This window comes from Mucilaginibacter sp. MD40, assembly GCF_002288635.1.
In the GTDB taxonomy this organism is placed as follows: domain Bacteria; phylum Bacteroidota; class Bacteroidia; order Sphingobacteriales; family Sphingobacteriaceae; genus Mucilaginibacter.
Map to the genome: position 1 here is coordinate 3,583,437 of NZ_NRSW01000001.1, position 20,355 is coordinate 3,603,791.

At 44.9% G+C, this 20,355-nt stretch carries 22 protein-coding genes; 13 read left to right on the plus strand and 9 right to left on the minus strand.

Going from position 1 to position 20,355, the window contains the following annotated elements; genetic code table 11:
- Nucleotides 1–27: 27 nt before the first annotated feature.
- Nucleotides 28–543, minus strand: a complete 516-nt coding sequence (locus tag CKK33_RS15950; RefSeq protein WP_158223456.1) for an N-acetylmuramoyl-L-alanine amidase — start codon at nucleotides 541–543, stop codon at nucleotides 28–30.
- Between the two features lie 172 nt (nucleotides 544–715).
- Here CKK33_RS15950 and CKK33_RS15955 point away from each other — a divergent pair, with 172 nt between their 5' ends.
- The 6 genes from CKK33_RS15955 to CKK33_RS15980 all read left to right on the plus strand — a co-directional run bounded on the left by CKK33_RS15955 (nucleotide 716) and on the right by CKK33_RS15980 (nucleotide 5,233).
- Nucleotides 716–1,048: a hypothetical protein gene (locus tag CKK33_RS15955; protein WP_095705065.1), complete on the plus strand. Its 333-nt coding sequence runs from the start codon at nucleotides 716–718 to the stop codon at nucleotides 1,046–1,048.
- A 56-nt stretch (nucleotides 1,049–1,104) separates the two neighbouring features.
- Entirely contained in the window at nucleotides 1,105–1,794 is a 690-nt protein-coding gene (mnmD, locus tag CKK33_RS15960; RefSeq protein WP_095705066.1) for a tRNA (5-methylaminomethyl-2-thiouridine)(34)-methyltransferase MnmD, read from the plus strand.
- A gap of 100 nt (nucleotides 1,795–1,894) precedes the next feature.
- Nucleotides 1,895–2,698, plus strand: coding sequence for a nucleoside triphosphate pyrophosphohydrolase (mazG, locus tag CKK33_RS15965; protein WP_095705067.1), 804 nt, complete (start codon nucleotides 1,895–1,897; stop codon nucleotides 2,696–2,698).
- 66 nt (nucleotides 2,699–2,764) lie between these two features.
- Nucleotides 2,765–3,220 carry a hypothetical protein gene (locus CKK33_RS15970; protein WP_095705068.1) on the plus strand — a complete coding sequence of 152 codons (456 nt, stop codon included), beginning with the start codon at nucleotides 2,765–2,767 and terminating at the stop codon, nucleotides 3,218–3,220.
- A gap of 76 nt (nucleotides 3,221–3,296) precedes the next feature.
- On the plus strand, nucleotides 3,297–3,848 hold the full coding sequence (locus CKK33_RS15975; RefSeq protein ID WP_095705069.1) for an RNA polymerase sigma factor: 552 nt from the start codon (nucleotides 3,297–3,299) through the stop codon (nucleotides 3,846–3,848).
- On the plus strand, nucleotides 3,845–5,233 hold the full coding sequence (locus CKK33_RS15980) for an outer membrane beta-barrel protein (protein WP_095705070.1): 1,389 nt from the start codon (nucleotides 3,845–3,847) through the stop codon (nucleotides 5,231–5,233). The genes CKK33_RS15975 and CKK33_RS15980 overlap by 4 nt, the downstream gene beginning before the upstream one ends.
- Before the next feature lie 41 nt (nucleotides 5,234–5,274).
- Here CKK33_RS15980 and CKK33_RS15985 read toward each other — a convergent pair whose 3' ends face one another.
- A complete protein-coding gene (locus tag CKK33_RS15985; protein WP_095705071.1) occupies nucleotides 5,275–6,495 on the minus strand; it encodes an FtsX-like permease family protein in 1,221 nt (406 codons plus the stop codon).
- A gap of 83 nt (nucleotides 6,496–6,578) precedes the next feature.
- Here CKK33_RS15985 and CKK33_RS15990 point away from each other — a divergent pair, with 83 nt between their 5' ends.
- On the plus strand, nucleotides 6,579–7,826 hold the full coding sequence (locus tag CKK33_RS15990; RefSeq protein ID WP_095705072.1) for an exo-beta-N-acetylmuramidase NamZ domain-containing protein: 1,248 nt from the start codon (nucleotides 6,579–6,581) through the stop codon (nucleotides 7,824–7,826).
- Between the two features lie 28 nt (nucleotides 7,827–7,854).
- Nucleotides 7,855–8,772 carry a methionyl-tRNA formyltransferase gene (fmt, locus tag CKK33_RS15995; protein WP_198952486.1) on the plus strand — a complete coding sequence of 306 codons (918 nt, stop codon included), beginning with the start codon at nucleotides 7,855–7,857 and terminating at the stop codon, nucleotides 8,770–8,772.
- A 54-nt stretch (nucleotides 8,773–8,826) separates the two neighbouring features.
- Here fmt and CKK33_RS16000 read toward each other — a convergent pair whose 3' ends face one another.
- From CKK33_RS16000 to CKK33_RS16010, 3 genes are all read right to left on the minus strand, one after another.
- The gene (locus CKK33_RS16000; protein WP_095705074.1) at nucleotides 8,827–9,270 is read right to left on the minus strand and encodes a hypothetical protein; all 444 of its coding nucleotides are present in this window, start codon (nucleotides 9,268–9,270) and stop codon (nucleotides 8,827–8,829) included.
- A 176-nt stretch (nucleotides 9,271–9,446) separates the two neighbouring features.
- Nucleotides 9,447–10,778 (minus strand): L-lysine 6-transaminase, encoded by a 1,332-nt coding sequence (gene lat, locus CKK33_RS16005; protein ID WP_095705075.1) that lies wholly within the window; start codon nucleotides 10,776–10,778, stop codon nucleotides 9,447–9,449.
- A 191-nt stretch (nucleotides 10,779–10,969) separates the two neighbouring features.
- The gene (locus CKK33_RS16010) at nucleotides 10,970–11,860 is read right to left on the minus strand and encodes a 1-aminocyclopropane-1-carboxylate deaminase/D-cysteine desulfhydrase (protein WP_095705076.1); all 891 of its coding nucleotides are present in this window, start codon (nucleotides 11,858–11,860) and stop codon (nucleotides 10,970–10,972) included.
- A gap of 91 nt (nucleotides 11,861–11,951) precedes the next feature.
- Between CKK33_RS16010 and CKK33_RS16015 the strand changes: the two genes are divergently transcribed.
- A complete protein-coding gene (locus tag CKK33_RS16015; RefSeq protein WP_095705077.1) occupies nucleotides 11,952–12,989 on the plus strand; it encodes an RluA family pseudouridine synthase in 1,038 nt (345 codons plus the stop codon).
- 134 nt (nucleotides 12,990–13,123) lie between these two features.
- Nucleotides 13,124–13,957 carry an aminotransferase class IV gene (locus CKK33_RS16020; RefSeq protein ID WP_095705078.1) on the plus strand — a complete coding sequence of 278 codons (834 nt, stop codon included), beginning with the start codon at nucleotides 13,124–13,126 and terminating at the stop codon, nucleotides 13,955–13,957.
- A gap of 46 nt (nucleotides 13,958–14,003) precedes the next feature.
- Here CKK33_RS16020 and CKK33_RS16025 read toward each other — a convergent pair whose 3' ends face one another.
- The gene (locus CKK33_RS16025) at nucleotides 14,004–14,798 is read right to left on the minus strand and encodes a DUF3050 domain-containing protein (RefSeq protein ID WP_233138238.1); all 795 of its coding nucleotides are present in this window, start codon (nucleotides 14,796–14,798) and stop codon (nucleotides 14,004–14,006) included.
- A 93-nt stretch (nucleotides 14,799–14,891) separates the two neighbouring features.
- Here CKK33_RS16025 and CKK33_RS16030 point away from each other — a divergent pair, with 93 nt between their 5' ends.
- Nucleotides 14,892–15,566 carry a hypothetical protein gene (locus CKK33_RS16030; RefSeq protein WP_095705080.1) on the plus strand — a complete coding sequence of 225 codons (675 nt, stop codon included), beginning with the start codon at nucleotides 14,892–14,894 and terminating at the stop codon, nucleotides 15,564–15,566.
- Nucleotides 15,567–15,568: 2 nt separating this feature from the next.
- On the opposite strand, the gene bshB1 is transcribed toward CKK33_RS16030, so the two are convergent.
- The 3 genes from bshB1 to CKK33_RS16045 are packed head-to-tail and all read right to left on the minus strand — an operon-like array spanning nucleotide 15,569 to nucleotide 17,427.
- The gene (gene bshB1 / locus CKK33_RS16035) at nucleotides 15,569–16,294 is read right to left on the minus strand and encodes a bacillithiol biosynthesis deacetylase BshB1 (protein WP_095705081.1); all 726 of its coding nucleotides are present in this window, start codon (nucleotides 16,292–16,294) and stop codon (nucleotides 15,569–15,571) included.
- Nucleotides 16,291–16,809: a glutathione peroxidase gene (locus CKK33_RS16040; protein WP_095705082.1), complete on the minus strand. Its 519-nt coding sequence runs from the start codon at nucleotides 16,807–16,809 to the stop codon at nucleotides 16,291–16,293. Before CKK33_RS16040 ends, bshB1 begins: the two co-directional genes overlap by 4 nt.
- Nucleotides 16,810–17,427, minus strand: coding sequence for a DUF4294 domain-containing protein (locus tag CKK33_RS16045; RefSeq protein WP_095705083.1), 618 nt, complete (start codon nucleotides 17,425–17,427; stop codon nucleotides 16,810–16,812). It lies immediately after the preceding gene.
- A gap of 110 nt (nucleotides 17,428–17,537) precedes the next feature.
- Between CKK33_RS16045 and CKK33_RS16050 the strand changes: the two genes are divergently transcribed.
- Nucleotides 17,538–19,760 (plus strand): bifunctional (p)ppGpp synthetase/guanosine-3',5'-bis(diphosphate) 3'-pyrophosphohydrolase, encoded by a 2,223-nt coding sequence (locus CKK33_RS16050; RefSeq protein WP_095705084.1) that lies wholly within the window; start codon nucleotides 17,538–17,540, stop codon nucleotides 19,758–19,760.
- 124 nt (nucleotides 19,761–19,884) lie between these two features.
- The gene (locus tag CKK33_RS16055) at nucleotides 19,885–20,355 is read left to right on the plus strand and encodes a Fur family transcriptional regulator (protein ID WP_095705085.1); all 471 of its coding nucleotides are present in this window, start codon (nucleotides 19,885–19,887) and stop codon (nucleotides 20,353–20,355) included.

The following is a 20,355-nucleotide window of genomic DNA, read 5'->3' on the forward strand; positions in this document are numbered from 1 at the left end:
GCTTACGAAAACGCTGCTGAAACGCCCCTAAAACAATGGCGTTAACCGCATCATCCTCTCCATAACCACTGTATTTTTTTTGTAGTCTTTCTCAATAAATATGGCGGCATTCTCACGCAGGGCTTCCATTTGTTCCTGTTTGCGGTGAAACCCGTAAACCAGCAGCAAAACGCCCTTGCTTGTGCCAACTTTTTCCGGCGATGAATTACAGTGTATAGATATGAACAAGTTAGCCTTGTTTTCGTTTGCGATTTCCGCACGTTTATGCAGCTCTATAAACTTATCCGTGCTGCGCGTCATCAATACCTCAACTGCGGGCATCTCTTCTTTAAGCATCGTTCTCAACTTTTTCGCAATGGCAAGCGCCACCGTTTTTTCGTTGGAGTAAGCCCCGTGCGAACCGGGGTCCTTACCGCCATGCCCGGCATCAATAACGATCTTCTGAAAACTATAGGCCTTTCTCTGCGCAAAAAGGCTTGGGCTGCATGCGGTAATGATTAAAAATATGGCGAGTGAAGCGATAGTTAAAGGCTTGTGTAACATCATGCAAAGGTAGGCGGATTGTTTAAAACCTTTAAGCTTAATGTTTAAACAATCCGCATGTTGATAAAATATACGCTAAACGAATATTTTTTTCTGAAATAGCCGTAACCTATAATTAAACGCCCTCGTACAAAACGGTATATTATAAATTGCATTGTAGCGGATAATTTATATGGAAACAGCGTTATCATCCTCAACACAAACATTCATCCTTTTCCTCATAGCAGGGTCGGTATTGGTATATCTCATTCTTTTATTTGATAAAAAGAACCGCCAGAAGCTCAACAAGGTACTTAAGCAAGCCAGCGACACACCACCTATGCTAATGCAAAAAGCCGCCGCGTACAAAGTACAAAACCTTAAAGCCGTTTGCGCAGAGGCCGGTCCCGATCGCACCGCCATTGCCAAAGAACTGGACCAACTGGTAGCTGATTATGATAAAGGGCTGATTCCCCTGCCCGATTATTGCAGCAAACTCAACAGCCTGCTGGCTATGAGCGCCTGATTCGGCTTTCCCAACCACGCTTTTTAATCCGTGCTTTTATTTGTTTGTTTGCAGTTATGAATAACGCGCAGGCCAACCAGCATTTAAGTATTGTTACTACCGCCGACGGCTCAAAAACTATTTACAACGCGCTCGTGGGCGAAAATTACCACTCCAAACACGGGGCATTGCAAGAGAGCCTGCACGTATTTGTACATTCGGGCTTAGAGTTTTTTTTAGAGAAAAGCGGCCAAAGTACGGCGAATGTTTTAGAAGTGGGTTTCGGTACGGGGCTTAATTTCTTGCTTAGCGCCGACTACTGTAACCAGCATAAAGCCTCGATAAATTACACAGGCATTGAGGCTTACCCACTTACCCAGGAGTTGATCGCGGCCACTGGTTACGAACAGTATGTTACACCTGCAAGCTGGCAAAGTTTCCTGGAAAACTATGAGTCTGCCCTGCAAAAACCGGTGGATATTAACAACGCTAAACTCCGCGTAGCGCAAAGTACCCTGGCTAACTTTACTACTGACGACCTATTTGACGTGATCTATTTTGACGCGTTCGCTGCCATACACCAGCCGGAAATGTGGAGCGATGAGGCCATTAAACATACCCTGCAATTTTTAAAACCTGGGGGCATATTTGTCACTTATGCCATAACGGGCAACCTCAAACGCTGTATAAAAGCCCTTGGCCTGAAGGTTGAAAAAGCGCCCGGCGCGCCCGGTAAACGAGAGATGCTAAGAGCGATTTCTGTGTAGTAGGCAGACAAGCCTGAGCTGGGGATCTTTAAGACCGTCAATCTGCCATTACCCGCTCACAACTGCAAACTAACTGCTACCTTTGTAAAAATAGATAAACATGGCTTTAACTCCTCCCATTACCGCACATAACCCTGCCGACGCTTTTAATCGCCTGCTCACCATTATGGATGACCTGCGTACCAATTGCCCCTGGGATAAAAAACAAACGCTGGAAAGTTTACGCCATTTAACCATTGAAGAAACCTATGAGCTGTCTGACGCTATTTTGAGCGGCGATATGGACGAGATAAGGAAAGAACTTGGCGATATTATGCTGCACATGGTGTTTTATTCCCGCATCGCCTCAGAAACCAACGACTTTACGATTACCGACGTATTGAACGGCATTTGCGATAAACTCATTAACCGCCATCCGCATATTTACAGCGATACCCATGTGAATGATGAGGCTGATGTTAAACGCAACTGGGAGCAAATTAAACTAAAAGAAGGTAATAAATCTGTCTTAGGAGGTGTCCCTGCATCGCTGCCAGCCCTGGTTAAAGCTTCGCGTATACAGGAGAAAGCACGCGGGGTAGGTTTTGATTGGGATAACCGTGAGCAGGTATGGGCCAAAGTGGAGGAAGAGCTGCAGGAGTTTAAAGACGAATATAATACCGCTGACGAGCATACCATTGATACGGAAAAAGCCGAAGCTGAATTTGGCGACCTGATGTTCTCGCTTATTAATTACGCGCGCTTTATTAACATCAACCCCGAAGACGCGTTGGAAAAAACCAACCGCAAGTTCATCAAACGTTTTCAATACCTGGAGCAAAAAGCACGCGAAAATGGCAAGCAACTGCATGATATGAGCCTGGCTGAAATGGATGTTTTTTGGGAGGAAGCGAAAAAAGTTTAAATACCTGTTTCGCGCCTGTAGCGTTTGCCCTGTTTATTACGTAACACAAAGTAATTACATAATAAAATGAAAGCAATTAAATATATGATCCTGCTGGCGGTAGGCGCCATCTTTATTGCGGGATGCTTAAAAACCAGCGATGCGCCGCCTTTTACTTACCCAACAGGTAATTTTAGCGGCGAATTCAGGCGAATTACCAAAACCAGTAAACAGACTAAACCTGATACATTAAAAGCCAACATAAAACTATTGCTTGATGTTAAAACCGGCTACGCCGTTACCGGCGATACTGTTACCCTGCACGCAGGCAGCAAGGGCGACTATGCTATCAATCAAAGCAACATCATTTTTGCAGACAGAACCATACCTACCACTACCACCACTACCCCTTCAAACGTACCGCCGCAAAAAGTGCGACTGAACGGGCAGTACATTTACTTGTATAGTGGCGATGTTTTCCAAATGTTAAAGGTAGTGGGCGATACCGTGAGGTATGAGTACGACTTGAAAAAAACGAACTAAGAGGCCGGAATAAAAGCGCTTAGCCAATACCACCGGGTAACACCGAGTGGTAGTTGATTAAGCCGTATACTACTAAATGCATTTACTTAAACGTATTACTGATGAAGAGATCATCAGTAAGTGTATGTCGGGCAGCGTAAAGCACCAGGAACTGCTGTATAAGCAGTTTTATGGCTATGCTATGGGCATAAGCATGCGATACAGCCTTAATGAGGACGACGCGCTCGAAGTGGTAAATGATGCATTTATAAAGGTATTTAACAATATAGCCAATTATAAAACCGATAAACCTTTTAAAGCCTGGCTGCGCACTATTGTAGTAAATACTGCTATTGACAGGCGCCGCCGCGAACTGAAACACCAGGGTAATACCGATATTGAGGATGCCTATAATGTTGGCAGCAGCGCGCAGGCTATTGAAACACTCAACGCTAAGGATATTTTAAAGCTGATGAAGCAATTGCCGCATATACAGCTTACTATTTTTAATATGTACGAAATTGATGGGTACAACCACGATGAGATAGGCCGGATACTTAACCTTCCCGCAAGCTCATCGAGGGTTTATTTGAGCAGGGCCAAAGAGAAGCTTAGGCTACTGTTAACAACAGAAACACTAAAACCATGAACGAGCAGTTTGATGATAAAATAGCAAGCCGCATCAGGGAGGTGTTTGAAGATTATCAATCGCCCCCGGCAGCGCATGGATGGGCCGAACTAAAAAAACAGCTACCTGCAGAAAAGCATAAGCGTGGCATGGCCTGGCTGTGGTGGTCAAGCGCGGCCGCCGCGGTGATATTGCTTGCGCTGGGGCTGGGCATGTGGTTTACTCATCAGGAATCCACGGTAAATAACATGGTTGCAAAACCTGCTGTTAAACAAACCCATGCCATAACAGCCGATACCGGCAATCAAAAGCAAACAAACGAAGTGCCTGCATTGGCACAAAATGCACCTGTAATTGACCCAGCCGTCCGTCAGCATAACTGGTTAAACGGCATGGGCACACCAACTGCTCAACACGGGAAAAGCCCGGTTGTTCCGACTTCTGTACCAACAGGAGAGGCTTACACACAACCGGCATCTACTTCTATAGCTGCCGCGACTGTTAAAACAGAGCCTGCTAACGGACCCGATAGTGCTAAAAATACACCTGACATAGCAGCGCAGCAGCAAATCGCCCAGAACAACCCTGTTGTGCTAAGCACTCCCCCCGCCGTATCACAAAAAGCTACGGATAATGGCGCCAATGCCAAGGTGTCTGCCCATATGATGGATATGCTGGAGCAGGATAAGGCGGCCAGACAAGCGAAAAAGAATACTGAAAATAGCAACATCGACAAAAAAGTAACCTTTAGTATTTACGCGGCCACCTATTTTAACTATGCTGAAGGCAGCAGCAACCAGGTAAATGCCGGTGCGGGCGTAAGTTCTGATTTCAGGCTGAGTAAACGGTTAAAACTTTCAACCGGCGTTGCCCTTGCTCAAAATTCGTTAAACTACAACGCCATTACATCGTTGCCGCAAACGGTATCCGCGGCGTCGTTCGTATCCAGTGCGCCGGTGCTCAAACAGGAAACCCTTTTTGCCATGTCGGCGGCGGCGCCTGTATTCAGGAACTATAATGTAAGTATGGTTGGCCTTGATGTGCCTATCAATTTAAAATATGAGTTTAACCCGGATAAGTCAGACGCGTTCATCTCAGCCGGGTTGAGCTCAGGTACCTTTATCGACGAAAACTACACCTACAGATATACCTACAGCAATGGTTTTCTTGCCGATAGCCAAGGTGCGGGTGAAGATCAAAAGCAATCGGCACATAACAGCTTTAGTAATTTTTACTTCGCCCGCATGCTTAACTTCTCTTTTGGAGTAGGCTACCCGGTTGGCAAAAACAGGTTAGTTATCGAGCCGTTTGTAAAATATCCCCTTGGTGGCCTCGGCGCTCAGGACATCAGGTTTGGGTCGGGTGGTGTTAACCTGAAATTTAGTTTTAAAAACAGTAAAAAATAAGGTGGACCAAAGGGCTGCCCTAATTGAACATCGGAAATAGTCTATTTAAATCTGATAGCTTTAACCGGCGTAATGCGGGTTACCAGCATTGATGGTACAATAAGTACCAGTAAACAAACAATCAGCGTACCGGCATTGAGCAGTATCACATCCATTACTTCCAGCTTAATAGGTACAAAGCTCATGTAATAGGATGCCTGGTTAAGCTTAAAAAAATGCGTGTAATGCTGAAACAAGCCCAGGCCCAAACCCAAAGCATTACCCAGCAATAACCCCAAACCTATGAGATATGCGGCGTTGTATAAAAACACTTTCTGGATAAGCCAGTTACCCGCACCCATGGCCTTTAACATGCCGATCATAGAAGTACGCTCCAATATCATAATAAGCAAGGCCGATATCATGTTTATGACCGCTACGGCAATCATCAAAACCAGCATCACCACAATGTTAACATCCAGCATGTTCAACCACTCAAAAATGGTGGGATAGTTATCTTGTAAGGTATATGATCTTAGAGTAATGGGTATATGGCTGTCTATCCCGTCGGCTGTTTGTGCCATGTCATCAAAGTTTTTAATGCGCACTTCATAGCCACCAATTTGCCCGTCGTTCCAGTCGTTAAGGCGCTGTACCAGGTTCAGGTCGCCTACAACAAACGTTTTATCCACTTCCTCCACGCCAACATCAAAAATCCCGGTGATCTTTAATTTTCGCTTGCGGATGGGCTCCTGTACAAAATACATCCACAAGTCGTCGCCTGCTTTTAGCTTAAGGCGATTAGCCGTAACCTGCGATATCATGATCTGCCGCATCGCTTCTGCCGAGTCGCGAAAATCAATGACCTTACCCTGCACCAGCGCCGATTGTAAAAAGCTCCAGTTATAATTTTTATCTACACCCTTTAAAATTACACCCTCAATTTCGCTATTGGCTTTAATGATACCAGGTTTTGTAGCATAAGGGTGTACATCTGTAACACCGCCGGTAGCTTTAATACCTTTTACATACTGCACGCTATCAATAAATGCCGAGCGCTCGTAAGAAACATTGTTATCCGTTTTAACTACCTGTATATCGCCGGTGAAACCTCTTACCTTTTCACGTATCTCCTGTTTAAATCCCCTTATCACCGCTACAGAAAGTATCATTACGCCAAGCCCCAGCATAATGCCTGCTATGGCAATGCGCACAATAAGTTTGGAAAAAGTACGCTTACTTTTAAACGTGATACGACTTGATATAAAACCGGCGAAATTCAATACAGAAATGTTTTTTACCTTCGCAAAGATGCGTTTTTACCCTTAAACATAGTGCCACAAAATTTGCTAAATTACCGCCACCTATGAAAAGTATACAACCATACACCCTATTGTTAGCCATTAGCCTGCTGTTATACAGTTGCGACGATTTTGCCCAGGCCAATAAAAAAATTACTAACCAGGGTAAAAACCCGGCAACCACGCAAAAAACCGCTTCGCGGATTACTCCTGCTGCTGACCGTACCGAATTATACCTGCCTTACCTTAAGGGCCGTAAAGTGGGAATGCTTATCAACCAGACATCTATTATTGGCGATCATAAAAAACCACTTGTTGATAGTTTGCTTAAACTGGGTGTAGATGTGAAAAAGATATACGGCCCCGAGCATGGATTCAGGGGCAATGCCAGCAATGGCGCTACAGTAGGCAACTCACGCGACGCGTTAACCGGGCTGCCCGTTATTTCCCTTTATGGCAAGCACTACAAACCTACTAAAGAAGACCTGAGCGGCATCGATCTCATGATCTTCGACGTGCAGGATGTGGGCACTCGGTTTTACACTTATATCTCAACCCTGCACTATTTGATGGAGGCCTGCGCCGAAAATGATATTGAACTGATGGTACTTGACCGACCCAACCCGAACGGAATGTATGTTGACGGGCCCATATTAGATACCACCCGTTTCCGCTCTTTTGTGGGCATGCACCCTATACCCGTTTTGCACGGCATGACCATTGCCGAATACGCTCAAATGATCAACGGCGAAGGGTGGTTAAAAAACAAGGTGAAGTGTAAACTAAAAATTGTTAAGGTGGCTAACTATAACCGCGATATGGATTACGTACTGCCGGTTAACCCATCACCTAATCTTAATACGCCACAATCCATAGTGCTTTACCCGCATATCTGCTTTTTTGAGGGCACCAAACTTAGCCTGGGAAGGGGCACCCTGTTTCCTTTCCAGATAGTGGGCAGCCCGTTACTAAAAGATAAATACGCATTTTCGTTTAAACCGTTGAGTATGCCGGGAATGAGCGAAAATCCGCCACTTAAAGATACCGTTTGTTTCGGTATCGACCTTAAAAATTACAATATGCAAACCATCCGCAAAAGCGGAAAACTTAACTTGGCATGGTTAATAGACATGTACAGGATATATCCTGATAAGGCGCATTTTTTTATAGGTTATTTTAACAGACTGGCCGGTACTGATGTATTGCAGAAACAAATTATTGCCGGAACAAGCGAGGCGGAGATACACAAGAGCTGGGAGCCGGGTTTAGAAAAATTCAGGGCTATGCGCGCTAAATATTTATTGTACAACTAACCTGTGTTTAATATTAAGTTTTTATACGATGAGAATAGTTTTTATGGGCACGCCTGCCTTTGCCGTAGCCTCGTTAGACGCGCTGATAACTGCCGGATGTGACATAGTTGGCGTGGTAACCGCGCCTGATAAGCCGGCTGGCCGTGGAAAAAAGTTGAGCGAATCGGCAGTGAAGCAATATGCCGTAGCTAACGGCCTTAAATTGCTGCAGCCCGTAAAATTGAAAGACCCTGAATTTATTGCCAGCCTGAAAGCTTTAAAGGCCGACCTGCAAGTGGTTGTAGCTTTCCGCATGCTGCCCGAAGTAGTTTGGAATATGCCGCCTAAAGGTACTATTAACTTACATGCTTCGCTATTGCCGCAATACCGCGGTGCGGCACCTATCAACTGGGCCATTATCAACGGCGAAAAAGAAACAGGCGTTACTACCTTTTTCCTGAAACATGAAATTGATACCGGGGATATCCTGTTTACTGAAAAGGTTACCCTTACCGGTACTGAAACAGCGGGTGAGCTGCATGACCGCCTCATGCAGAAGGGCGCCGGCTTACTGGTAAAAACCGTAAAAGGAGTTGAGGGTGGCAAATACAACGAGCATCCGCAGGAACAACTGGCCGAAGGTGTCGAACTTAAACACGCCCCCAAAATATTTAAGGAGGATTGCCTGATAGATTTTAACCAACCGGTTGAACAAGTATATAACCTCATACGCGGACTTAGCCCCTCACCCGCGGCATTTACCATGCTTAATGATAAAGTACTTAAAATATACAATGCCACTTATGAACCCGGAGAAACCGGTATATCAGCAGGGGGCTTTGTTACCAACCACAAAACACACCTGAAATTTGCCGCACGGGATGGATTCATCTGCGTTACCGACCTTCAACTGGAAGGTAAAAAACGTATGGGTATAGAGGAGTTTTTACGCGGAGTAAGGCTTTAACTTAATACGGTACCATAAACAATAAAGGCTGCTTTAACGGGCAGCCTTTAATGTTTAATCCATCACATATTCAAAGCGGTTGTTATCGTGATTGCGCTCGCGGCGCAGTTTGTTCTCTTTAGATAATTTGAGCAGTATGCCTGAAAGTTCGGAGGTTTTAAAGTCTGAATTGAATTTTTCCCTGCAATAGTCGGCTATGGCCGAAATAGTGTGAGGTGTTTTAAAAAAATCGCTGCTAAGCAATTGATTCAGCACTTTGGTAGCACCCGGTTTTTTACGCCCGGCATCCCGGCTTTCATTTGCCTGGGTGTCGGCCTCGATCTTGCCGGCTCGCTTATTCACGTTTTCTTTTGCTTCCGGTTCCGACTTTTCCGAATCTATGATCTCATCAAGAAGCCGCTCTACTACCTTCACCTGTACCGCCTCAGACTGGAAAGCGTTCACTACTTCCGCAAGCTCTGTTAATTGCTTCTTTAATTTTTCAATATGCCTGTTCATCTCGTATAATGTGCTTCTGTTCAGTGTTTATCTATATACGCTGCTAAAGCTTAATTAATAACAGTTATTATTAAATATATTACTATAACGATATTACACGATTATAGTACTTAATAAACCAAAAAAGCGCCTTTTTGATTAAAAAAAGGCGCTTGTAGCAATATTATTACAGAAAATTATAATTGCGGCAATATCGCTTCCATTACATCCAATCCCTCATCAATATGGGCCTTTTGAATTACCAGCGCCGGCCTGAAACGGATAGTACGTTCGCCGCAGCCCAAAAACATAATGTTATGTTGCAGGCCCATATCCATAAAGGTATTACGGGTTTGCGTATCAGGGAAATCAAATGCGGTTAACAAGCCCTTACCCCGCACATTGCTCACGATATTGTTTTTGGTTGCGATCGCTTTTAAACGGTTTTGCAGATGCTCACCCGTTTCGGCAGCCTGTTGGCAAAGGTTATCTTCTTCCATGATCTCCATGATCTTTGATGACCGTACCATATCCACCAGGCTACCACCCCAGGTAGAGTTAATGCGCGATGAAACATTAAATACGTTATGCTCAATTTCGTCAATACGTTTGCCTGCCAGCACACCGCAAACCTGCATTTTTTTCCCAAAAGCGATCATGTCCGGGCGGGCTTTTTCGCCAAAGTGCTGGTGCAGCCAGAATTTACCGCTAAGGCCTACCCCGGTTTGCACTTCATCGTATATCAGCATAGCCTCGTTCTCATCGGCCAGTATGCGCAACTGCTCTAAAAACTCCTGGCGTACATGCTTGTCGCCCCCTTCAGAAAGTACCGGCTCAATAATAATGGCGCATATATCATCCTTGTTATCGGCGAAAGCTTGTTTTATTTGCACTACAGAACGGTTTTCCCTTTCGATAAGATCCTGCAGCTTATCATCCGTAAGCGGGAAATGTATTTCGGGTAATGATACGCGCGGCCAGTCAAACTTGGCAAACCATTTGGTTTTAACAGGCTGCGTATTGGTTAAACTAAGCGTGTAACCCGAGCGGCCATGAAAAGCATGCTCAAAATGCAGCACTTTATGTCCCTTCTCGGTAGTGTAGCCTTTGGCAAAGTTCTTTTGTACCTTCCAGTCCATAGCTGCCTTCAGCGCGTTCTCTATAGCCAGCGAACCGCCCGAGATAAAAAAAGCGTGCGGCAGGTAATCGGGTATGCCTACACGGCTAAAGGTATCAACAAACTGGGCGTATTGCTCGGTATAAATATCCGAGTTAGATGGGTTGGTTAAAGCCGCAAGCATCAGGTTTTTTTTAAAACCCTCATCGTTTAACATTTTAGGGTGGTTATAACCCAATGGTACCGATGCGAAACAGGTAAAAAAATCAAGCAGGGTACGGTTGTTCTTGGCATCGTAAATGTGTACCCCCCGGCTCTTTTCCATATCAAAGGTTAGGTCAAATCCATCGGCTAAAATATGCCTGCTCAGTGTATCATGAACAGTTTGCGGAGTTACATTTAATTGGTACATAAAGGTATATCTGGTTTAAGCAAATATAGCCAAAAGCCCTCAAAAACGGTAATTTTGCCGTTTTTGAACCAAAGGGCCTAAAAGTCACTTTAAATTAACTAAACCTATTTTTTGTACCGAACGCTTAAACAGTATGAGAATTTTTTTTTGAAAAAATATTAAAAATGCGGCTGGTTATTGAAGCATCCGGGTCACTTAAACTTATTCTGCATACCCAGTAAACCCCACATGCCGCCGGTGTGTATGGCCAATATCTTGCTGCCCGGCGCAAAGTGATCTTTAGCGGCAAGGTCATGCAACGCGTAAAGCATTTTCCCGGTGTATACAGGGTCAATCAGTACACCGGTATTGCTCACAAAATCTTTGATAAAAGCAATAAGGGCCGGAGTGGTTTTGGCATAACCACCAAAGTGGTAGTCGGTATGTAAATGGTAGGGCAAAGGTCTGCTCAGCATCCCATCAATATCGGCACGTAAAAAATCGCCGTTCTTTAACACGGGTATGCCGTTAAAAACGGTTTGCAATCCTTTCGAGGAAATACCTTCAATAATCCCGGCGGCTGTAGTCCCTGTTCCACAGGCACAAAATATGTGATCATAGCTTTCCGGCAGTTCATCAACCAGTTCGGCAACGCCCTTTACCCCTTCGGCAGATGCGCCACCCTCATCAATAAAAAACGCCTGTTCGTCATTACCAAAATATTCGGCAAAAAGCGCTGGCTTATCGCGATAGCTTTCCCTATCCACAAACAACAATTGCATGCCGTGAAGCATGCACATAAAAAGCATCTGGTTATCAACAGCCTCGCCACGCACCATACCGGTGGCTTTAAAACCAAATTTAGCAGCCGCTGCCGCTGTAGCTATCAAGTGGTTGGAGTATGCCCCGCCGAAGGTTACCACGTGCGTTTTTCGATCGTTTGCAGCCCGCTGTAACACATACTTTAACTTACGCCATTTATTGCCGGAGATCACCGGGTGTATGAGGTCGTCGCGCTTAATAGATACTGTTAAGCCCTTATCATCAAATATCTTGCTGCGGATAGGTTGTATCGGGCTAAAAATATCTAAATGCATATCCATGATTGAAGTGGCTTACCTTGCAGGAATGATAATACGGTGCCGTTTCAAAAATATCATTATCACATCACACTATAAACATTAATTTTGCCGGATGGCTGATGATGCTAATTTAATAGAAAGCGACGAGCAGGACCTGTACGAACACCTGCGGGTAGTGGTTGACAAGGGCCAGTCGCTGCTGCGTATTGATAAATTTTTGATGCACCGTGTGGAGAACGCGTCGCGCAACCGCATACAAAACGCCATTGATGCCGGCAACGTGCTGGTGAATGACAAGATCATCAAAGCCAGCTATAAGGTAAAGCCGCAGGACGTTATATCCGTGGTGTTACCACGTCCTCCCCGTGATACTGAGGTTTATCCTGAAAACATCCCGCTGGAAATTGTTTATGAAGATGACGATGTGCTCATCGTAAATAAACCGGCAGGCATGGTGGTGCATCCGGGTTATAATAACTATACCGGCACACTTGTTAACGCCCTGGTATACCATTTTCAGCAATTACCTACCCTGCCAGGTAATGACGGACGGCCGGGCCTGGTACACCGTATTGATAAGGATACCAGCGGACTGCTACTCATCAGTAAAAACGAGCGCAGCATGAATTACCTGGCCAAACAGTTTTTTGACCATACCATAAACCGCCGCTACCTGGCCCTGGTTTGGGGCGATATTGAGCAGGATGGCACCGTGACCGGCTACATAGGCCGTAGCGTTGCCGACCGGCGTGTAATGAGTATTTATGACGACCCTGAAAAAGGCAAATGGGCGGTAACCCACTATAAGGTACTGGAACGCATGGGTTATGTTACCCTGATAGAGTGTAAACTGGAAACCGGCCGTACCCACCAGATAAGGGCGCATATGAAACATATTGGGCACCCCCTGTTTAGCGATGCTACTTATGGCGGCGATAAAATATTAAAGGGTACTACTTTTAATAAGTACCGCCAGTTTGTGGAGAATTGTTTTGCCCTGATGCCACGGCAGGCCCTCCACGCGCAATCACTTGGTTTTTTACACCCTTCGCTTAAAAAGAATATTTACTTTGAAGCGCCGCTGCCCGCCGACTTTGAAGCCGTGCTGGAAAAATGGCGAAGATATACCCAGGCGGATAACGAAAGTTAAATGGCATAAACAAAAACGTTGTACCACCCGTTTCAAAAAGATAATTGCACGCCCCGATCAATAATTTTTTCTGTTAAAAAGTGTTCATATAAGATAATTTGTCCAATAGTTTATATACCATACACCGTTCACCAATGCCTGCTTTTATAAATTTTAACGGAGAACTTTTGCCTGAGGACGATAAGTTGCTAACTATTGGCAACAGGGCGTTCAGGTATGGAGACGGGCTTTTTGAGAGTATGCGGCTGATGAAGGGTAAACTAAAGTTTCCCGAGCTACATGCCGAACGCCTGCAAAAAGGCATGAAAGCGTTAAAAATTGATGGCTACTCGCAAACCGACAGCTGGTTTTTAAAAGATAAGGTTGAAGAACTTGCCCGCCGTAACAAGTTGAAACATGGCCGGGTACGGCTTACGGTTTACCGTAATGCCGAAGGCCTCTACACCCCATCACAAAACAAGATGGGGTATTGTATAGAAATAAGCCCGCTGGACGAGCCAAGATACTATCTTAATGAGAAGGGCCTGATCATGGATGTGTACAGCGAACTGAAAAAGCCGTTCAACTATCTGTCTAACATTAAAACCTGCAATTCGCTTATTTACGTAATGGCTGGCCTGTTTAAGCAGCAAAACCGGCTGGATGATATTTTTTTACTGAATGATAACAGCAACCTTTGCGAAGCCGGCAGCTCCAATATTTTTGTGTGGTACCAAAACCATTTGTATACACCCGCATTAAGCGAGGGCTGCGTAGAGGGCGTAATGCGCCGGGTGGTGATACAACTGGCACGGGAAAATAACATACCGGTAACAGAAGCACAAATTAACGCCGAAGTATTAAATGAAGCCGATGAGGTTTTCCTGACCAACGCCACCAAAGGCATACAATGGGTAATGGGCTATGGCGTAAAACGCTACTTTAACCGCCTGAGCAAAGCACTCATGGATGAATTAAATAAATTATAACTGAAAAAGCGTGCTTTACGCAGGCTTTTTCAGTTAAGTTTTTAGATTATATCGTAGTCACCATTATTCCTTCCAATATCCCATCCCATAAATTAATGCGGGATTGCAGCGCCTGTTTTACGGCAATGGTAGCTTCGGCCCATTTGGTATCATCGGTGCCGCATAGTTCGGCGGTCATTTCGTAGGCCAGGTTAGAGTGGTGATCGCCGTCTACTTCAATATGGCGTTCCAGGTAGTACACAAATATGTCCAGCTTACCGGCGGTCTGGCCGTTCAGCTTTTTTACGATGCTGGTGAAGATACCGGGAATAAGATCCTCACGGCCAAAGGTGAATACAGCGGCCTGCAAATGTGTTTTACCGCTTTCAATTACTTCAAAGGTATGCTTTACAAACTCACGTGCCGAACCGGGAATACTTGCTATCTTTAACGCTTTATAAATGTCATCCTGCACGCCTAACTCGGCAAACAAATCCACAATGGCCGCCGCGCTGCAGCCGGCCTGGTTCATGGCTTGTAAATAGAGCTCAAAGTGGCTGGTTCGGTTACCGCGTTCGTCCACATCACTTTCCTCACCAGTTACTATCTCATTAATGAGGTAACGGGTATTGGCATTACCCACAGGCATCCACGGTAATGTAGTACAGGTAAGGTTTTGTTGCAGCACTTTAAGTAACGACATAAAATCCCATACGGCGAAAACATGGTGCTGCATAAAAAGGTGCAACTCGTCAAGGCTGTTTACATGATCATACAATGGGTGGTTGATCAATTGCTGGCGTAACGGATCTATCTCCTGCTTCAATTGCGCAATGCGCTCATTCTGTTCGGGCTTCATCATATCAATTATGATGTAAAAATAAGGGTTACATGTAAGTTGCCCGAACACATTGCATATTATGACGTTTGATTGATAACTATACAACCAACAGTGATGTTTGCAGCCATATTACCGCCCGATGGTGGCCTGGTTTACACTGAAACCAACCTCCATCATTTTTTCCCGGAGCCCTGGAACATGGTATCGTCCGCCCTGTTTCTCATACCGGGTATTTATTGGCTTATTAAGCTTAAAGGCTTTAACCGGCAATACACCTTCCTGAGCATAGCTACCTGGCTGTTGCTCACAGGATGTGTGGGGAGCACCGTTTACCACGGCCTGCGCAAATGGCATATTTTTATTATGATGGATTGGTTACCCATAGCTATCCTCTGCCTGCTGGCCAGCGTGTATTTTTGGATAAAATTTAGCGGGCGCAGGTATGTTGGAGCAATAACGCTGGTAGTTTTCCTGGCGTTAACATTTGGTATCAGAAAACTCATGCCTCGTTATGATATTCAATTGCTCATCAGCCTTAATTATACGGTGATGGTGTTGATGATAGTTTTGCCGCTTATGCTGCTGTTATGGCGGCTACACTGGCAAAACAGTGAGCTTGTTTTTGGCGCGCTGCTGGCATTTGGCATTGCCATAGGTTTTAGGATATACGATAAATATACTACCCTAAGCATAGGCACGCACTTTCTGTGGCACACCTTTGGGGCAATAGCCACATCATTAATATTTGTATTTATTTACCGCATAAACGGCATCAAAACGCAAAGTTGAGTTTAACGAAGATCGAACAGGTTATCTACACCAAGAATTTTACGTGAGGTAAAACCCTCACCGTATTTGGCCCCAATGCTTTTACCATATTCGCGGCCGCGGCCATTTACCTGCTCAATAAAATCAGGTGAGGATATGTAAGTCTGAGGCTCATCATCATTCCAGTCGGGGTTGTGAAATTGTGAGCCGTAGGCATAAATGCTCTCTATCTTTTTATCCCAAAACTCGGTTACATCAACAATTATATCAGGTTTAATATACCTGTCCTGTATAAAATGTAGCACCTGTTTTGGGCGCCATGCTTCCTGCGGCTGGCCGTCGGTATCTAAAGTTTCTATCCTTCGTAGTCCGGCTAAAAAAGCCGATGCCTCCACCAATTCATTGGCCCGGCCATGATCGGGGTGGCGGTCATGATACGCGTTGGTGATCACAATTTCAGGCTGGTATTTCCTGATAGCCGCGATAACTTTTAGTTGATACTCCTGCGAGTTCTGAAAAAAGCCATCGGGCAGCGCCAGGTTATCGCGTACGGTTAAGCCCAGTATTTCGGCTGCTTTAGCGGCTTCTTTGTCGCGTATCTCGGCAGAGCCGCGCGTGCCAAGTTCGCCCCGGGTAAGGTCGGCAATGCCTACTTTATGCCCTAATTTAATGTGTTTTAAAATGGTACCGGCACAACCCAGTTCAGCATCATCGGGATGCACTGGTAAAACTAATATGTCTAATTTCATTTATTGGTAACTTTATCAGCCCCGGCTGCCAGCAGGCGTTGTATCTTCTTCTTAATTTTTGAAGATGTTGGCTTGGTGAACGGATAAAAAAAGTCGATCACGCGGCCTTCTTTATCAATAAGATACTTGTGAAAATTCCAGCGGGGTTTGGCGTTTACTTTTCCGTTGGCTTTTTTATCGGCCAGGAACTTGTATAGCGGGTGGGCATGCGGCCCGCGTACCCGCATTTTTTCAAATACGTTAAAGTTGGTGCCGTAATTATGGCAAAATGCTTCAATGGCTGCGCCATCAAGCGGCTCCTGCTGCCCAAAATCATTTGAAGGGAAAGCGAGTACTTCAAAATCGGTATCGGCAAAAATGGTTTTCAGTTCTGCCAGGTCCTGCAGCTGAGGGGTAAAACCACACTGCGAGGCGGTATTAACAATTAAAAGTACTTTATTGCTGTATTGAGATAACGGAACGGTTTCACCGTTGATCTTGTTAACGGTAAACTGGTAGATGTTACTGGTATTCATTTAATTATAGTTAGAAACATATCCCATTTGGTTAAGGATAGCTTCAATATCACGCTCCTCCGATGCATCATAGTTCTCTTTCAGGTTGTGGCCAAATATGCGCGCCACCGATTGAAACAGAAAGGCGTTAAAACCGCCTTTGAGTTCTTTAGCCAGCGCATAGCTTGTGGTACCGGTTTCACGGCTCACCAGCTTTATCAACACTTCGCCCTGGCTTATAGTAAGGTTCTTAATATCCTTGTTAAAAATATTTTTCACATCAATCTCACAGGCCTTCATCAATTCTTTCTGCTTCTTTTTATCGGCAGTAAGGGCAAGTTCGCGCTGTAGCTGTATATAACGCTGGGCGGCAAAACGCGCGTAAGGCAACACCTTCATCACGTTGTATTTGAGCCTGCGGTATGCCAGCCTGTCGGCATCGCTGGCAAATATGCGGGTATCCACAATATTTACCTGCGGTGCTACTATCCAGGGCACCAGTTCGCCGTCAAGCTTGGTCATATATACCTTAGTGGTATCGTTTTTGCCCAGGTGTACAGGAGGCGCGGGTTTATCGTCCTGCGCTTTAGCAACACCAATTGCCAAACAAAATAACAGCAGAGGTAATATTAATTTCATATTTTTACTAACATACAAAATTAAAGCATTTTATTTTGTTATTTTATGATTAACCAACAATAAAAAATATTGTTACATGGTTATGAAAATAAGCCGGTAAACGCCAACAGATGAAAGATTTAGTGATTGACCTTGAAGCCGAAAAGAAAGAAATATTAAAACGCTACCGGGCATTGCTGCGCGCCAGTAAATCAACCCTGCAAAAGGGCGATAAACGACTGATACGCAAAGCTTTTGAAATGGCTCTGGAAAGCCATAAAGATATGCGCCGTAAAAGCGGCGAGCCATACATATACCACCCTATAGCCGTTGCGCAGATAGCCGCCGAAGAAATTGGCCTGGGTACTACCTCTATTGTTTGTGCCCTGCTGCATGACGTGGTAGAGGATACCGATGTTACCCTGGAGGACATTGAGCTTGAATTTGGTAAAAAAGTGGCCAAAATAATTGATGGCCTTACCAAAATATCAGGCGTTTTTGATACCAATAGTTCTTTACAGGCCGAAAACTTCCGTAAGATGCTGCTTACCCTTGCTGATGATGTAAGGGTGATACTCATTAAACTGGCCGACCGCCTGCATAACATGCGTACGATGGAGTTTATGCCGCGCGATAAGCAGCTCAAACTCTCATCTGAAACGGTATACCTGTACGCCCCCCTGGCACACCGCCTGGGTTTATATGCCATCAAATCCGAACTGGAAGACCTTTCCATGAAGTACATGGAGCGCGAAACTTACCAGTTCATCAAAAACAAGCTGAACGAAAAGAAAGCCGAACGGGAGAAATTCATCGCCGATTTTATTAAGCCCGTACAAAAAATACTGGAAGGCCAGGATCTGCACGGCGAGGTTTTCGGCAGGCCAAAATCCATCCACTCCATTTGGAACAAGATGAAGAAAAAGGCCATCCCTTTTGAGGAAGTATATGACCTTTTCGCCATCCGTATCATCCTGGATAGCGCGCCCGAAAACGAAAAGGCCGAATGCTGGAAAGCCTACTCCATCGTTACGGATCTTTACCGCCCCAATCCTGACCGGCTTCGCGACTGGATATCATCGCCAAAAGCCAACGGTTACGAATCATTACACACCACGGTAATGGGCCCGCGCGGGCAGTGGGTAGAGGTGCAGATACGTACCAAACGCATGAACGAGATTGCCGAGAAAGGTTTCGCCGCGCACTGGAAATATAAAGAGTCATCAACAGATAGCGGCCTGGACCAATGGGTGCAAAAGGTACGCGATATGCTTAAAAACCCGGACTCTAACGCGCTGGACTTCCTGGACGACTTTAAGATGAACCTCTTTAGTGATGAAATATTCATCTTTACGCCTAAGGGGGCGCTTATTCAGCTTCCGCTCAATGCCACCGCGCTTGATTTTGCCTTTGAGATACATACCGACGTGGGTGCCAGTTGTATTGGCGCTAAGGTGAACCATAAACTGGTACCGCTGAGCTATAAATTGCAAAACGGCGACCAGGTAGAGATCATTACATCCGGCAAGCAAACCCCTAAGGAAGACTGGCTGAACTTTGTTGTAACCGCCAAGGCCAAAGCCAAGATAAAATCGGCACTTAAAGAGGAAAAACGAAAGATTGCCGAAGATGGCAAGGAAATACTGGAGCGTAAGATGAAGTCGATAAAACTTACTTACAACTCCGAAAACCTGCAGAAGCTCAGCTATTTCTTTAAGCTACAATCCACACAGGATCTTTTTTACAACGTAGCCAAAGGGCTTATTGATATGAAGGACCTGAAGGACTACCAGGCGTCAGAAAAAATTATTGAGAATAAGCCGCAGGATAAAATTGAGGCCGACCAGCTGCATAACCTGGTTAAAAGCATTAAAGCCAAAGACAGCGACATATTGCTGATAGGCGAGGATATGCAAAAGATAGATTACAAGCTGGCTGCCTGCTGTAACCCTATCCCTGGCGACGATGTGTTTGGCTTTATTACCGTTGGCGATGGTATTAAGATACACCGCACCAACTGCCCTAACGCCGCTAAGTTAATGGCCAATTATGGCTACCGTATTGTAAAAGCCCGCTGGACCAACCAGCAGGAACTGGCTTTTCTTACCGGCCTGCGCATTACCGGTATTGACGATGTTGGCCTTATCAACAAACTCACTACCGTTATATCACATGATTTTAAGGTAAATATCCGCTCTATCACCGTTGATAGCGATAACGGCATATTTGAGGGATCAATAATGGTTTATGTGAACGATACAGATCATCTCGAAAACCTGATCAAAAAACTCAACCAGGTAAAGGGAATCACGCAAGTTGTCCGGTTTGACTCTGCGATAGAGAAAGCATCGTAGTAGAGAGAGTTTAGAATCAGGAGTCAAGAATCAAGACATCAACACAACTGTCTTGACTCTTGATTCTCGTTTCTTGATTCTCGTATAAAAATATTTAATACATTTGTATTGTTAACATAACATTATGCCTGCACAGGAAACCATCGCTATGGTTAAAAAGATTTTCGAGGCCTATCTCGAAAACAAGAGCCTCAGGAAAACACCCGAGCGCTTTGCCATACTCGAAGAAATTTACTCCAGAAATGATCATTTCGATGTGGAATCGTTGTATATCCACATGAAAAACAAAAAGTACAGGGTAAGCCGTGCTACTGTTTATAACACACTTGAACTACTGGTATCATGTGACCTGGTAACCAAGCATCAGTTTGGTAAAAACATGGCCCAGTTCGAAAAATCATACGGATACAAGCAGCACGATCATATTATCTGCATAGACTGCGGCAAGGTTGTGGAATTTTGCGACCCGCGTATCCAGCAGATACAGAGCATGATGGGCGATATCCTCAAGTTTGATATCAAACACCACTCGCTTAATTTATATGGCAATTGCACCAAATTGCGTGATGGTGTTTGCGACCGTAAAGTATCATAA

Coding starts and splice junctions, on each gene's coding strand:
- CKK33_RS15950 (WP_158223456.1), bottom strand. CDS start 543: ATGTTACACAAGCCTTTAACTATCGCTTCACTCGCCATATTTTTAATC.
- CKK33_RS15955 (WP_095705065.1), top strand. CDS start 716: ATGGAAACAGCGTTATCATCCTCAACACAAACATTCATCCTTTTCCTC.
- mnmD (WP_095705066.1), top strand. CDS start 1,105: ATGAATAACGCGCAGGCCAACCAGCATTTAAGTATTGTTACTACCGCC.
- mazG (WP_095705067.1), top strand. CDS start 1,895: ATGGCTTTAACTCCTCCCATTACCGCACATAACCCTGCCGACGCTTTT.
- CKK33_RS15970 (WP_095705068.1), top strand. CDS start 2,765: ATGAAAGCAATTAAATATATGATCCTGCTGGCGGTAGGCGCCATCTTT.
- CKK33_RS15975 (WP_095705069.1), top strand. CDS start 3,297: ATGCATTTACTTAAACGTATTACTGATGAAGAGATCATCAGTAAGTGT.
- CKK33_RS15980 (WP_095705070.1), top strand. CDS start 3,845: ATGAACGAGCAGTTTGATGATAAAATAGCAAGCCGCATCAGGGAGGTG.
- CKK33_RS15990 (WP_095705072.1), top strand. CDS start 6,579: ATGAAAAGTATACAACCATACACCCTATTGTTAGCCATTAGCCTGCTG.
- fmt (WP_198952486.1), top strand. CDS start 7,855: ATGAGAATAGTTTTTATGGGCACGCCTGCCTTTGCCGTAGCCTCGTTA.
- CKK33_RS16000 (WP_095705074.1), bottom strand. CDS start 9,270: ATGAACAGGCATATTGAAAAATTAAAGAAGCAATTAACAGAGCTTGCG.
- lat (WP_095705075.1), bottom strand. CDS start 10,778: ATGTACCAATTAAATGTAACTCCGCAAACTGTTCATGATACACTGAGC.
- CKK33_RS16010 (WP_095705076.1), bottom strand. CDS start 11,860: ATGGATATGCATTTAGATATTTTTAGCCCGATACAACCTATCCGCAGC.
- CKK33_RS16015 (WP_095705077.1), top strand. CDS start 11,952: ATGGCTGATGATGCTAATTTAATAGAAAGCGACGAGCAGGACCTGTAC.
- CKK33_RS16020 (WP_095705078.1), top strand. CDS start 13,124: ATGCCTGCTTTTATAAATTTTAACGGAGAACTTTTGCCTGAGGACGAT.
- CKK33_RS16025 (WP_233138238.1), bottom strand. CDS start 14,798: ATGATGAAGCCCGAACAGAATGAGCGCATTGCGCAATTGAAGCAGGAG.
- CKK33_RS16030 (WP_095705080.1), top strand. CDS start 14,892: ATGTTTGCAGCCATATTACCGCCCGATGGTGGCCTGGTTTACACTGAA.
- bshB1 (WP_095705081.1), bottom strand. CDS start 16,294: ATGAAATTAGACATATTAGTTTTACCAGTGCATCCCGATGATGCTGAA.
- CKK33_RS16040 (WP_095705082.1), bottom strand. CDS start 16,809: ATGAATACCAGTAACATCTACCAGTTTACCGTTAACAAGATCAACGGT.
- CKK33_RS16045 (WP_095705083.1), bottom strand. CDS start 17,427: ATGAAATTAATATTACCTCTGCTGTTATTTTGTTTGGCAATTGGTGTT.
- CKK33_RS16050 (WP_095705084.1), top strand. CDS start 17,538: ATGAAAGATTTAGTGATTGACCTTGAAGCCGAAAAGAAAGAAATATTA.
- CKK33_RS16055 (WP_095705085.1), top strand. CDS start 19,885: ATGCCTGCACAGGAAACCATCGCTATGGTTAAAAAGATTTTCGAGGCC.